Annotated in this window: 12 protein-coding genes and 1 tRNA gene; 4 read left to right on the forward strand and 9 right to left on the reverse strand. The window is 37.9% G+C overall.

What is annotated here, in order from left to right; translation table 11 throughout:
- Positions 1-73: 73 nt before the first annotated feature.
- The 3 genes from B554_RS0104295 to B554_RS0104305 form a co-directional block, all read right to left on the reverse strand.
- Positions 74-158: transfer RNA gene (locus tag B554_RS0104295), tRNA-Leu, on the reverse strand.
- A gap of 102 nt (positions 159-260) precedes the next feature.
- Positions 261-1067 (reverse strand): protein kinase domain-containing protein, encoded by an 807-nt coding sequence (locus B554_RS0104300; protein ID WP_019457094.1) that lies wholly within the window; start codon positions 1065-1067, stop codon positions 261-263.
- Positions 1054-2562 (reverse strand): DUF3336 domain-containing protein, encoded by a 1509-nt coding sequence (locus tag B554_RS0104305; protein ID WP_004700599.1) that lies wholly within the window; start codon positions 2560-2562, stop codon positions 1054-1056. Before B554_RS0104305 ends, B554_RS0104300 begins: the two co-directional genes overlap by 14 nt.
- A 178-nt stretch (positions 2563-2740) precedes the next feature.
- Here B554_RS0104305 and B554_RS0104310 point away from each other — a divergent pair, with 178 nt between their 5' ends.
- Positions 2741-3622, forward strand: a complete 882-nt coding sequence (locus B554_RS0104310; protein WP_004700597.1) for an ATP-binding protein — start codon at positions 2741-2743, stop codon at positions 3620-3622.
- 103 nt (positions 3623-3725) lie between these two features.
- Complete coding sequence (locus B554_RS0104315) at positions 3726-4829, forward strand: DUF6670 family protein (protein WP_019457096.1); 1104 nt, start codon at positions 3726-3728, stop codon at positions 4827-4829.
- A 2-nt stretch (positions 4830-4831) separates the two neighbouring features.
- Here B554_RS0104315 and tsaD read toward each other — a convergent pair whose 3' ends face one another.
- Positions 4832-5842, reverse strand: coding sequence for a tRNA (adenosine(37)-N6)-threonylcarbamoyltransferase complex transferase subunit TsaD (tsaD, locus tag B554_RS0104320; protein ID WP_019457097.1), 1011 nt, complete (start codon positions 5840-5842; stop codon positions 4832-4834).
- 145 nt (positions 5843-5987) lie between these two features.
- On the opposite strand from tsaD, the gene rpsU reads away from it, so the two are divergent.
- Positions 5988-6203, forward strand: coding sequence for a 30S ribosomal protein S21 (rpsU, locus tag B554_RS0104325; RefSeq protein ID WP_001136722.1), 216 nt, complete (start codon positions 5988-5990; stop codon positions 6201-6203).
- 26 nt (positions 6204-6229) lie between these two features.
- The gene (locus tag B554_RS0104330) at positions 6230-6676 is read left to right on the forward strand and encodes a GatB/YqeY domain-containing protein (protein WP_004700591.1); all 447 of its coding nucleotides are present in this window, start codon (positions 6230-6232) and stop codon (positions 6674-6676) included.
- Between the two features lie 101 nt (positions 6677-6777).
- Here the strand turns inward: B554_RS0104330 and B554_RS0104335 are convergent, their stop codons facing one another.
- The 5 genes from B554_RS0104335 to purF all read right to left on the reverse strand — a co-directional run bounded on the left by B554_RS0104335 (position 6778) and on the right by purF (position 13591).
- Positions 6778-8205 carry a M48 family metalloprotease gene (locus tag B554_RS0104335; RefSeq protein WP_081400300.1) on the reverse strand — a complete coding sequence of 476 codons (1428 nt, stop codon included), beginning with the start codon at positions 8203-8205 and terminating at the stop codon, positions 6778-6780.
- 145 nt (positions 8206-8350) lie between these two features.
- Entirely contained in the window at positions 8351-9316 is a 966-nt protein-coding gene (locus B554_RS0104340; RefSeq protein ID WP_019457099.1) for a 2-hydroxyacid dehydrogenase, read from the reverse strand.
- 11 nt (positions 9317-9327) lie between these two features.
- Positions 9328-9981 carry a hypothetical protein gene (locus B554_RS0104345; RefSeq protein WP_019457100.1) on the reverse strand — a complete coding sequence of 218 codons (654 nt, stop codon included), beginning with the start codon at positions 9979-9981 and terminating at the stop codon, positions 9328-9330.
- A 100-nt stretch (positions 9982-10081) separates the two neighbouring features.
- Positions 10082-11971: a M48 family metalloprotease gene (locus tag B554_RS0104350; RefSeq protein WP_031944923.1), complete on the reverse strand. Its 1890-nt coding sequence runs from the start codon at positions 11969-11971 to the stop codon at positions 10082-10084.
- 78 nt (positions 11972-12049) lie between these two features.
- Positions 12050-13591 carry an amidophosphoribosyltransferase gene (gene purF, locus B554_RS0104355; RefSeq protein WP_019457102.1) on the reverse strand — a complete coding sequence of 514 codons (1542 nt, stop codon included), beginning with the start codon at positions 13589-13591 and terminating at the stop codon, positions 12050-12052.
- Positions 13592-13596 lie beyond the last annotated feature (5 nt).

Raw genomic sequence — 13596 nt, forward strand, 5'->3', positions numbered from 1 at the left:
TACCATTACACCAATCCTCTTCCAAGATTTAAATGACTTAACATTCAAATCAACTTTAAGCCTTAACTTAAAGTGGTGGGGGCGAAGAGACTCGAACTCTTACACCTTGCGGCGCTGGAACCTAAATCCAGTGCGTCTACCAATTTCGCCACGCCCCCGATGGCTGTGTATATTAGCGATAAGATCTAACAGTGACAAGTGTTTTTTTTCTAAAAAAAACTGACCGTGTAAATTGTATACAGATACTAGATCAATGATTTTTATAAGTTTGAATGTACTTTTAAACAATTTATCGCTTCAAATGCATTTGAAAACCGATTTTTCTGTTGTTTTTGCAATAATCCCGCCAGTAAAGGATAAAAAACTTGAACTGAATCAGGCAACTGAATGTCTAAATTTTGACAATGCAATACAGCCCAATAATGATAACTATTTGCTTGTAAACGCATTTGGCTTAACCATTCATATAAAACAATTCCAAAAGCATATAAATCGCTTTGTATACTCTTACTTGCTCCATGGAACAGTTCAGGAGCCATATATCTTGGGGTAGCATCAACGATTGAATCAGGACTCGATATAAGCCGTGTTTTTTCAAAATCAATTAAATAGAGTTGCTGCTCAAACTTTCGAAAGTGTTCCCTTTTTATATCTCCATGAATCCATCCCAACTCATGAAGCGCTGTTAAAGCCTTAAGTGCGCTAAAGACTGTCTCATAAATATCTTTTAAGTTTTGCTTTGCAATGGAACGATCAAACCAATCTTCTGTATGCGGCAAAATTAATATTTTCCCTTCATGTTGTTGTAGTTGGGAAACAGTGTCGGCATCAACTATTTTAAATGGTAAAAGCCAATTTGCGTTTTTATGCTGAATATCTTCATAAAATTGCAATTCATGCAAAAAATCTTGCTCATTTTGAGCATATACGTGCGGCACTTGATATTTTAGCCAGTAGTGATGGGCATCTATAGTACATGTCCATAGATGCCGTCCTAAATCTGCACTTTTAGGTTTTGTCACACATTTTAGGTTTTCTATATGAGAAGCAAAATCATGCTTCAGCATAATAAGACTCTGGTTGTTGTCTCTTTTCTTCAAAACGTAGAACTTCTAAACAATGCTGAATTGTTTTACCAATACGCGCATGAGTTTCTATAGAAGAGATTTTCGGCCAAGTCGCCCGCTCACCTTCGCGTTGTAAACGCTTAAACAAATGCGGACGAGGGTTTTGTAGCGTATAGGCATAATGTTTTAGACCATATTTAGCAATAATATTGACATCGCCATAGTAGCGCTGCCCTATTACCCCATACCCATGATCAAGCAGTCTTCTTACTGGAGAAATAGCACCGAGTCTTTGACGAGTAAAGTCCATTACTCCCATAGACAGAACTTTACCTTGGCGTCTTAAAATTCGTTCTGGCCAACTTAAAAGATCTTTACGGAAACGGTGTGCATCATCTTGCATAAATGGCACAACATGCGGATTCACTTGGCTGGCAATGGTGTAGTTTAAATTATAAAGCCTAGCCATTCTTTCTTGTGGAAAATCACTGCGCACACTGCCATCCACCCATTTTGTATTTGCCATATAAGGTGTATGTTCACCATCATAGCGCTTACTGGTTAAACGCACAGGGGGGAATAAAACTGGCACAGCACAAGAAGCCAATACAGCACTCCAAACCAAAACGTTGGGTGTCATAATTGCATTCATAATTCGCGGGTTTTCTGTTGCATCGTATGGTGCAACGGCCACATTAATATTTAAACCCGATTTTTTAAATGCCTCTTCAAAAGTCAAATCGCCTAAGTTTTCGATAAGGAATTTTTTCAAATAGTGGACATCCGCAATGCCCCCATTCCCTTTTATAAGTTCACGAAGTTTTCTAAAATGAAACGCATCACTAAAAAATTGCTCGCCATTTAACAAGTTTTGAACATCTTCACTGGCAGAAGTTCCAAGCATGCCTGTCATAATGGCGCCAGCACTTGAACCAGAGAGGACTTTGGGCATTAAGTCTTGTTCAATTAAAGCCTTACATACACCTGTATGAAAAAGACCTAAAGTTGCACCACCCGAAAACATAAGCGCGGGTTGCCCATATGCTTTTTCACAATTTTCAAAAAACTCGATTTTTTCTTTTCTTTGAAAGGTAATACATTCACTAGAAGCAATGTAAGCCAAGCTTTGGCTGACTTCTTCAATATAATCTTCAATTAACTTTTTTGTACCTACATGCGTTGCAGCAAACAACATAGGGTGACCAATATTTGCAATATCGTAAGTTAGTCCTTCTTTTAAAAGATAAATCAAATCTAAAGTACGATGTTGCTGACGATATCTTTTCAGTAAGGTGTAACGATAAGAAATGAGCTCAGCATCAAAATAAGGTGAACTATTATCGAACTTCCACTCTTGTGCACCTGTTTCTTCATCCAGTTTTAATGCAAAAGACTTCCACTCTTCATAAGATTCAGCCATGTCTAATTGACGTTGTAATTTTTTGATACGGTAAGCCTGATGCGGATTCATATCACTTCGTATTTTTTCAAACATATTTCGTCCTCATCTTCACAGATGATTTTACTGAATAGACATGACAACACTATGCGCGGTCTGAACATTTCAATCAATTGCAAAACAGATAAACTAGATTGGCAGTATCTTTTTTGTCAGCTTGCAAATTTCGGTGTTAGTATCCTAGTAAATTACTGTTTAACATGATTGATTAACCATGGCTACCATTGATTTACCCGACAATTTAGTTCAAACCTTATCACTTGTATTAAATCAGTTACAGCAGGTTTTACCAGAACCGAAACAAGAAACTGATTTCACTGCACCAGCTTTTAGATGGGAAAACCAGCAACTTAAAGCCATTTATACGCCTAAGAATATTTATCTTGATGACTTAAAAGGCATCGAACGTCAAAAAGAAAAAATCATTCAAAATACTTTGCAGTTTTTAAATGGCTTACCTGCAAATGATGTACTGTTAACGGGATCACGCGGTACAGGTAAATCCTCTATAGTGCGCGCTTTACTCACTGAATATGCGCCTCAAGGACTACGTTTAATTGAAATTGAGCGTGATGATTTAGCAGACCTACCTAAAATTCAAAAAATCATTCAAAACCGCTCTGAAAAGTATATTGTCTACTGTGATGACTTAGCTTTTAATGCTGAAGATGAAAATTATCGTAGTCTAAAAAGTGTATTAGATGGTTCATTACAATCTGGTTCAACAAATTTTATTATTTATGCGACCAGTAACCGCCGTCACTTGTTACCTGAGTTCATGCACGAAAACACACCTGTAACTAAGGTTGATGTACCTCAATATACCGAACTACATCCGCAAGAAGCGATTGAAGAAAAGATCTCTCTATCAGACCGTTTTGGCTTATGGTTATCTTTTTATCCAATGGATCAAAATTTATATTTAGAAATCGTAGAACATTATCTTGATAAAGCAAACATGCCTTTTAATGATGAAGTTCGTGCTGAGAGTTTACGTTGGTGTCAAATGCGTGGTCAGCGCTCTGGTCGTGCAGCTTATCAATTTTCTAAGCATTGGATTGGTTTAAATGCTTTAAAAGAGTTGTCTAACAGTTAAATAAAATGTCCCACAAAGCCTTAGCTTTGGCCTGTAAACCGCTTAGCTTTGGCAGTTGTTTTTCATAACCTAAAACCAAGATCGCCCTCTTTCAGGTTTATATATGAAAAAACAATTGCCAAAATTTTCTATCGCAAGCAAAACTATTACTAAAAGTTTGTTATTCGCACAAGGCTTTTTAGACCAAGCAAAAAAATATTCAACGCTTCCTTTTACTCAATCTCATATCATTCGCCCACGTGTTGACGAAAAATATTATAGCTGGACTCATTACGGCATCTTTTTTCCCCTTTTGCCAGAACCGCATCGCTATTTAAATATTATGATTTTATTAGGCACACCTGGTGCACTTGCTTTTGATCACGATGACATTATTGTTGGCAATCCCAGAAAAACAGCGACTTTCTTTTCAAGTACAGCGGCTTTAGAGAAAGCTTTGCTTAAGGCTTATATCATTCCTAAAGATACAAAAATTAATGAAAATGGAAGCTTAATCGAACTTGGTCAGGAAATTTCAATTCAAGGAAAATTCCCTAAAATTCATATTAATGGACATTATGAAGGTCTAGATTTTGACTTTGATATTGATGTGACCTCACATGTTTCATGGTTTGTAAAAACGCCTGTTTATGATCATTTGAGTTTATTAGCCAAATTTAAAGGTTTTTTAAACTATCAAGATAAATACATTGAAAGCGAAGGACTTTGCACTTACGAATATGCCCGAGCAGTTGGCCCCCACTCATTCACAAATCAACTTATCCCTGAAAACCATAAATTACCGCTTGATTTTTTCACTTATCAAATCATTAATTTGAATGAAAATACTCAACTTCTGCTAACCAAAGCAGATATTGCGGGTCAAACAGTAACTTATACATTGCATATTAGACATCTTGATCGGCCACCTGAAATTTATACAGATGTCAGCTTTGATATTATTTCATATCAAATTGATGACTTCATTTCTCCAACGGGCAAGAACATGCGACTTCCCAAATACTTTTCTTGGATTGCTAGAAATGAAGCAAAGCAAATTATTTTAAATATTCAGGCAGAAATTGACTGCCCATTCCGCTATAGTCATGGGCAAGGTTATGCAAGTAGTTATATATTTACTGGTCATTATTTTGGCAATGAAGTGCAAGGCCGTGGTTATATCGAATATATAGATATTGAAAACCAACAAGCCTTTGCAGATAAATAATTTTATTCAGGAATAGTAAGTTCAGTCATTGGCCAACGTGGTGTAGTCGTAACAGCCAAGCCATCATGTTGGCCTGCTTTTAAGCGCTGATATCCTGCAAATGCAATCATTGCACCATTATCTGTACATAAAGCAGGTTCTGCATAGTAAACCTGCGCTTTAATTTTCGCTAAGGAAGTTTCTAACTGTTCGCGTAATCGTAAATTTGCACTTACCCCACCAGCAATCACTAAACGCTTAAGCCCAGTTTGCTTTAAAGCTTTTACCGATTTTTTCACCAAGGTATCTACAATTGCTTCTTGGAATGAAGCAGCTATATCAGCATCTCTGTTTTCACCATTCAATTTTTTCAATTGCACAGAAACGGCTGTTTTTAAACCACTAAAAGAAAAGTCTAGGCCTTGATGAAGCATTGGTCGTGGAAATTCAAATGCTAAAGGATCACCAGATAGCGCAAGTTTTGCGATATTTGGCCCACCCGGATATGGCAAGCTCATCATTTTCGCAACTTTATCGAAAGCTTCACCAGCAGCATCATCAATAGACTCACCTAAGAGTTCATATTGACCAATTGCATGGGCAGCCATCAATTGTGTATGACCACCTGAAACAAGCAATGCTACAAATGGAAATTCGGGTGGCTGACTTGAAAGTAATGGAGCCAACATATGACCTTCCATATGGTGAACACCAATCGCAGGCTTATTCAAAGAAAAAGCTAAAGCTCTTCCAAATAATGCACCTGTCATTAATGCTCCCATTAAACCTGGGCCACGCGTATAAGCAACTGCATCAATCTCTTGTTTCGTTACACCACTTTGTTCAAGCAATTGATTCATTAAAGGAATAAGCTTACGAACATGGTCACGAGAAGCCAACTCTGGAACCACCCCACCATATTCAGCATGAAGTTTTATCTGGCTATAAAGAACCTGTCCCCGCAAGCCGAGTTCGCTATCATAAAGTGCCAACCCTGTTTCATCACAAGAAGTTTCTAAGCCTAAAACAATCATCAAAACTGCCTTTTATATGAGTCAAAATATTGCAATCGCTATTATAGACTTGTGATATGAGTTGTAAATGAGTAAAATACTGACCTTCACTTGTGATCCGGCGCAATGGTGTGCCTGATCTTATCCATAATCTAGAGGATTTTACATGCCACAAGTTAAGTTGAAAGAAGGCGAACCAGTTGACGTAGCTATCCGTCGTTTCAAACGTTCATGCGAAAAAGCTGGTGTTTTAGCTGACGTTCGTAAGCGCGAATTCTACGAAAAACCAACTCAAGAACGTAAGCGCAAAAAAGCTGCTGCAGTTAAACGCTACCAAAAGAAATTGGCTCGCGAATCTGTACGTACTACTCGCCTTTACTAATTAATTTGTGATTGACTGCTGAAATTATGACTACTTTAAAAGACCAAATTACTGATGCATTAAAAACTTCTATGCGTGCCAAAGATATGGCAACAGTGACGGTTTTGCGTAGTCTACAAGCAGCAATTAAGCAAATCGAAGTTGATGAGCGCATAGAGCTTGGCGACGCTCAGGTTCTTGCGGTCATTGAAAAGCAAATTAAACAACGTAAAGAATCGATCAAAGCCTTTGAAGGTGCTGGTCGTGATGATTTAGCTAGTAAAGAACAAGCCGAAGCTGAGATTATTTCCCAGTTTCTACCAGAAGCTATGACTGAGGAAGAGCTTGATTCTATCATTGAGCAAACGATTGCTGCTCAAGAAGCAACTAGCATGAAAGATATGGGTAAGGTGATGAATTCTCTACGTCCGATCATAGCCGGGCGTGCCGATCCTGCTCAAGTTTCAGCAAAAATTAAAGCTAAGTTAGCTTAATTCCCTCCTCTTTCCTTATACATTCTTAGATCAAGCTTTCAGTTACTTGTCAGTTTAAGTAAATTCGTGTCTGCGAAAATCACAAGATTACTCTACACGTCCTAAATTTTCATTCGTCGTTCATCTTGCATTTGCTTTAAGCGGCTATCTATTTTAGCAGACATTGCATGATTGTCTTTTGCAAGTCGCTGTGCATGTAACATCGATTTAATTGCATTTTCTTCACTACCAGACCAAAATTGTGCTTCTGCTCGATAGCGCAACACATTTACCGCCCTTAAAGGCGACTCTTTATCTAAATTAGCGGCTTGCTGTAATAGTTGCCAGCCTTGAATATCTCGGGCATTTTTATTAATAAAACGCTGAACAAGTGTCTGTACTTGCGAATATTTCCCCTGACGTAACAAAACCTCAGCCAACTTATAGCTAAACGCTTTATTTTCAGGCATGGTCATTTGCAATGGTGCAATAGAATTATAGGCCTGATCAAGTTTATTTTGCCCCAAATAAATATCTGTTTGAATTAAAGAAACAAGCGGCTTACCACTAGATTTTACTTGATCTAAGGTTGTTTGAGCTTGCGTATAATCACCTTGTTTTAAATAAAATGCAGACAACGCCAATAACCCTGCCAGATTTTTTTGCGAGGCTAAACTTTGAAGCTGATTTTCTGTAGCTTCTCCAGCAACCACCATGGTGTACCATTTTAAAATTTCAAAATCGACATCATATATTCGACTTTTAACACGAGGCATTTGATTAGCTCTTAGACGAGCCTCACTCATACGCTCAGTCGTTAAAGGATGGGTAAGCCAAAAATCCGGCAGAAAACTTACATGGCTAGTTGCCCTATGCATTGTTTCAAAATAATCCGCCATACTTTGCGGGTTATAACCCGCGGCATACATGTATTGCATTCCGATGCGATCGGCTTCACGCTCTTGATTACGGCTATAGGTAAGCTGCTTATCCAAAAGTGCAGCTTGTGTACCTAACATGACTGCCGCCCCTGCATCTCCACCCGCCTGAGCAGCCAAAGCTACGCCTGCCAGCAAACCAGCCAAACTTAAGAGTGCTTGCCCTTTAAAGGCTTCTTCTGAACGACTAAAGTGCCTTTGAGAAACGTGAGCAATTTCGTGTGCCATCACACCAGCAATCTCATCAATATTGCGAGCAGATGAAATAAGGCCAGTATTTAATGCAAATAGCCCACCTGGGACAGCAAATGCGTTAATTTGAGGATCTTTAATTACAACTAGACCAATAGGTTGCCCAAGCTGGGTTTGACCCAAAATATTAGAGAAGACTTGAAAAAACTGATCTTCCAGCCATACATCCTGTATGACTGGCATTTGCTTATGAACTTCACGAAAAACTTTTTCACCAATAAATTTTTCTTTTTGCTGGTCAAGCAATCCTATTCCACTACCAATATTCGGAATTTCAACTTGCCCAGAAGCTGGTTTGGAATCAAAAGGATCGGCATAAGAGGCATTTGTTATAAAAGCCAAACTTAAAATAACTGGCAAAAATTTCAAAAGTTCTTCTCTATTAAAAATTAGACCAACAAAAAAGCCCATTCATACAATGCTTGAATTATCTTGCATCATATCAATAGGCTTTCACTATAACATTGAAAATAGACTATATTTGCAATGAAGTGTTATTCAATTTTTATGCAAAATTAGGGTTCACTAAATATCTTGGAGTTTTATCTTCCAATGCTTCTACCAAGTTCTTATAAGCTAAGTTTGCCATTTTTTTGCGAGTTTCAGCTGTAGCAGAACCTACATGAGGCAAGGTAACAACATTTGGTAATTTGAAGAGTGCCGAATCTTGCAAAGGCTCTTTTTCATATACATCAAGACCAGCAGCAAAAATAACTTCATTCTGCAAAGCCTCAATAAGCGCCTGCTCATCGATCACTGAACCACGCGCAATATTGACAAAAATTGCGTGCTTTTGCATAAGTTCAAATTGAGCTTTACCCATTAAAGCTTTAGAGTCAGTATTTAAATCAACTGCTGTCACTACAAAATCAGACTGTTGTAACAACTCATCCAAACTTAAATATTGAGCATTCAATGGCTCGGCCAATTCAGGCTTTTCTCGTCGATTATGGTAAACAATATTCATGTTAAAACCATAAAAACCACGACGTGCAATTGCAGCACCAATATTACCAAGCCCAATAATTCCTAGCGTCTTCCCAAAAACATCTAGTCCAAACTGCTGTGGCCCAACTGTTCTTTTCCATTCGCCTTGTTTGGTCCAATGGTCTAGAAATGGTACTTTTCTAGCTGCACTTAATAATAGAGTAAAAGCAAGATCTGCCGTAGTTTCAGTCAAAACATGTGGTGTATTTGATAACCAAATTTTCTTTTGGTTCAAATAAGCAACATCATAATTATCATAGCCAACTGTCACAGATGAAATAATTTTTAGTTTTTGTGATGGAGCAAGATTACTTTCATTGAGCAAGCGCCCCGCGCCAATCATTCCATCAGCATCTACAACTTCTTTTCTTATCTGTTCATTAATATCACCCAGTTTAGGGTTTAATACGACAACATGATAATCCCGCTGTAACCGTGACAAAATTTCTTCATCAATTTGGCTAAAAACCACAACCTTTTTCATGTATATCCCTACTACTCATTGTTATCTTGCATAAGTTGCCACAGCCTTTTTTTAAGGAGAGGCTTATCTAACATTTCTTTTAAACTAGCTAAATGAATAATATTTGCATGTTGAATATAGGTACATTTACCTAAACACAAAATCTTTTTTTCTGCCGCTACAGCATCTAAAAAACCTTGAATATATGAACCGACACCGCGTTGATCTTGATAAGCTACTAATGGAAAAGGCCACCTTAATTCAGCATAATGTCCAACTTTGGCCTTTTGTATATTTGCCCAAAGTTGCTTTTCCTCTTTCTCTAATGCAGTTACATCAACAAAGATTACACACTTTTCAAGACAATAAGCCTGCAATTCAAATGGAGCAATTGCCTCTCGCTCAACAACTATAGGTTTTTCTACAACCACTTCAGGCTGTGGAACATCTACAATGGCTATTGAAGGCTCCTCAACCACTTTAGCAACTTCAAGCAGTTCAGGATTAGATGGTGCCTGTTCAAATGCAGGAATATCTACAGCAACAGGTATATTAATTGGAATATGAGGCTCAGCAACTTGATCACGCCATAAAGTATGAGCATTATTTTTTTGGCACACTTGTGTTCTAGGAATCCACACATCGATTCCTAAAGTTGCCAGTATATTTCTTTGCTGCCCAATCATGTTTAAATCAGTACCTCTAATCTACTCACATTCTAACGGGCTTCTGATTTTTTTTCAGCGTTTTCTTTAAATGATCTCTTTTCAAAACCACATATGTTTCTTAAATAATCATAACGCTATTTTTCTTCTGCATTTGCTCTACAATTTCATCTGACTCAAAACCAAATCGCCAATAGAGCAACTCAAGTACATCAAGTTCATCTTGAGTAATAATTCGGTCACTCCATAAGCACATTTCAGCAATTGCCAAAATGCTTAAACGATCACGAAGTAAAAGCCCAGCAATGTCATTTAAAATTTCAGCCAAATCCAAAGGCTCATCCGAAATTTCATCATAAATATTCATTTCATCTGGGTTTAGCAATGAACGTAAAATACGTTCACGGACTTCCAACTGGTTTGGACTATTAATTTGCTGCACATGAAGTAGTGCATCAATTAAACGCACTATTTGAGGCTTTACTTCTTCAAATGCCGTAGGTAAATGAAGTGGCATCAGGTTCAATTCATATTTAACCCGCTCTAATAACAAGGCATCAAGCAGTCCTATTTCACCATCTTCCTGAATAATGAGAGCCAGTTTGGTCAAAAATTGACGCGCAATACTTGCAGGCATATGGCCAATATTTTTACATGCGTCGTGAAATATCTGAATATGAATACGACCATCTAAATTAAGCAAAGCATCGACAATCGAATGACTTACCGGAGCTTCTTGTGGAATAAATTCTCGATATTGGCGAATCATTAAAATTGCAACCATCACCTCACGTGAACCAGTAGCGGTTTGCAATGCTCGCTGAATGAGCTCCGGGCGTTTTTTATTACGTCGAATATCATTACTTAAAGGTTTAATCGCATCATTTAATGCAAAACTAATTGGAGAAAGGCGCAACAAAGGCAAAGGCTGTGGTGATGACCACGGAATATAAATTTCTGTTTCAGATTCTTCTAATGAACGAAAAAGACTAAATAACGGTCTATTGCGAAGTTTCTTTAAATTTTCTAATTGTAAATCTTGCAATAGAGTTGGATTAAGTTCGTAAATACGCTCACGAATACTTGGGTGAATGTTCATCCAACTTTGAGGACTAAGTGAGTTTGCAAAACACATATGTGCAATAGATTCAGAATAAGCACTATGAATTTGCGAACCTGAATGGTGAACATAAATACGCAATAAAGTTTGGGTGTTCGTACTATTTTTTAGCAACCGCATGGTTTTTTGGTCGTTGCGGAACGTACGACCACTTAATGTTAAATATTTAATAAAACGTGTGATTAATACACCCAAGCTTCCTGCTAGCCAGATTACACCACCGACAGCTACAAAGACTGTTTCAAATTTATGCTTATAACCAGGACTGTAACGTTTAAAACCCTGCTTGGCGAGCTTACTACCCCATTGACTGAAAGTTGTTAAACCACTGTATAAAATTTTTAATTTAGTATTTTCTACAGCTTCCCCGGATAAAATCTGGTTAAACTCATGACCCAATAGACCATACAGCTCTAGTTCATCTAGATTCTGCAAAGCTCCCCAAGTCAATATAATGACAATATCGTTTGAGTGAAAACCTGCAGTTAATGCATTCACCCCTACTTCGTCAGGCAAAACATAAAGTGTTGGAATATTTAGAGAAAATGTTTGCGCCAAATGTTCTGTAATTTTTAATGCAGCATGTTCTTCCGGTGTACTCTCACCTTTTACCAAACGACGCGCTTTAAGCTGTTTAGCAAGTGAATGTCCTCCTTTACGCAAAATATACAGCTCGGTCACTACTGACCAAATCATAATAAAAAGCAAAAGAGCAACAAAATATGGACTTAAAGCATGCCACCAAATTGGCTGGCTATAATCAAAGAAATGAACAAGTAAACCCAAAATGAGATTTAAAATAAAAATAGTTAAAAGCACAGCGACCAAACACATAGTGATGGACCATGCCATATTCTTATTTTCGATTAAATAGTGGCTTACTTCTTTCAATGTAAATAATCCCAATTACATTGTTAAGTTTCATCATAAAAGAAAAAAGCGGGAAACACCCGCTTTTTTCGGCTATTTCTATTCTTCTTTAATACCCGTCAAATCTACTGACGCTGCATCAATATTGACATCAATATAACCATCTTTTTTCTTTTTCGCAGAGTCATTACGCTTCTGCTCCAAATTATTCAGATAGTCTGCATCGATACCGCCAGTTACATAAATTCCATCAAAAACAGAGCAATCAAACTCAGTCAATGTAGGAACCTTACTTGTACGTACGGCGTTCTTCAAGTCTTCCAAATCTTGGAATACTAAACGGTCAGCACCAATAATTTCTTGAATTTCTTCTACACTGCGTTCCGAAGCGATAAGCTCAGTCTTAGCAGGCATATCGATACCATAAACGTTTGGATACATCACTTTTGGTGCTGCTGAAGCAAAGTATACTTTTTTCGCACCTGAGTCACGCGCCATTTGAATAATCTCATTACACGTAGTACCACGTACAATAGAGTCATCCACCAATAAGACGTTCTTACCTTTAAACTCTAACTCAACAGGGTTTAATTTTTGACGTACAGATTTTTTACGCTGTTGTTGACCCGGCATAATGAAGGTACGACCGATATAACGGTTTTTCATAAAGCCTTCGCGGAACTTCACACCAAGAATATTTGCAAGTTCTAGTGCAGAAGTACGACTGGTATCTGGAATTGGGATAACCACATCAATATCATGGTCTTCACCCCAGTCACGCAAAATTTTATGCGCTAATTTTTCACCCATTTTTAAACGAGCTTTATAAACTGAAATACCATCAATAATTGCATCTGGACGAGCAAAATAAACATATTCAAAAATACATGGGCGGTATTTTGGTTCTGCTGCACATTGTTTAGTGAATAATTGACCTTCTGAATCAATGAAAATTGCTTCACCTGGTGCAATATCACGCTCGATTTTAAAACCAAGTGCAGTAATCGCTACAGACTCTGATGCAATAATATATTCCATCTCACCTTGTTCAGTCTCACGCGAACCATAAATAAGTGGACGAATACCATTTGGATCACGGAAACCAACCAAACCATGACCAGTGATCATAGCTACCACGCCATAAGCACCTTGACAGCGCTCATGCACACGAGAAACTGTATGGAAAATATCTTCAGCTGTAGGGTTTAATGTTCCTTTCTTTTGCAACTCATGTGCGAAAACGTTTAAAAGAACTTCTGAGTCAGAATCAGTGTTCATGTGACGTAAATCTGTTTTAAACAGGTCATCATGAATTTCTTCTGCATTGGTTAAGTTACCATTATGTGCAAGTGTAATCCCATAAGGTGAGTTCACATAAAATGGTTGAGCTTCAGCACTGCTAGCAGAGCCAGCAGTTGGGTAGCGTACATGGCCAATACCATAATTACCAAGTAATGCTCTCATATGACGAGTATGAAAGACATCACGCACCATACCGTTATCCTTACGAAGGAAAAGACGGCCTTCATGGCAGGTTACTATTCCAGCTGCATCTTGCCCACGATGCTGCAACATCGTTAATGCATCAAACAACATTTGGTTCACTGGCGATTTACCGGCTATACCAACAACTCCACACATAGCAA

Origin of the sequence: Acinetobacter sp. GG2, from assembly GCF_000292385.1 — a bacterium.
In the GTDB taxonomy this organism is placed as follows: domain Bacteria; phylum Pseudomonadota; class Gammaproteobacteria; order Pseudomonadales; family Moraxellaceae; genus Acinetobacter; species Acinetobacter seifertii.

Bases quoted from the DNA above. Each gene is read 5' to 3' on its own strand.
- B554_RS0104300 (WP_019457094.1), bottom strand. From the start codon at position 1,067: ATGCTGAAGCATGATTTTGCTTCTCATATAGAAAACCTAAAATGTGTG.
- B554_RS0104305 (WP_004700599.1), bottom strand. From the start codon at position 2,562: ATGTTTGAAAAAATACGAAGTGATATGAATCCGCATCAGGCTTACCGT.
- B554_RS0104310 (WP_004700597.1), top strand. From the start codon at position 2,741: ATGGCTACCATTGATTTACCCGACAATTTAGTTCAAACCTTATCACTT.
- B554_RS0104315 (WP_019457096.1), top strand. From the start codon at position 3,726: ATGAAAAAACAATTGCCAAAATTTTCTATCGCAAGCAAAACTATTACT.
- tsaD (WP_019457097.1), bottom strand. From the start codon at position 5,842: ATGATTGTTTTAGGCTTAGAAACTTCTTGTGATGAAACAGGGTTGGCA.
- rpsU (WP_001136722.1), top strand. From the start codon at position 5,988: ATGCCACAAGTTAAGTTGAAAGAAGGCGAACCAGTTGACGTAGCTATC.
- B554_RS0104330 (WP_004700591.1), top strand. From the start codon at position 6,230: ATGACTACTTTAAAAGACCAAATTACTGATGCATTAAAAACTTCTATG.
- B554_RS0104340 (WP_019457099.1), bottom strand. From the start codon at position 9,316: ATGAAAAAGGTTGTGGTTTTTAGCCAAATTGATGAAGAAATTTTGTCA.
- B554_RS0104345 (WP_019457100.1), bottom strand. From the start codon at position 9,981: ATGATTGGGCAGCAAAGAAATATACTGGCAACTTTAGGAATCGATGTG.
- purF (WP_019457102.1), bottom strand. From the start codon at position 13,591: ATGTGTGGAGTTGTTGGTATAGCCGGTAAATCGCCAGTGAACCAAATG.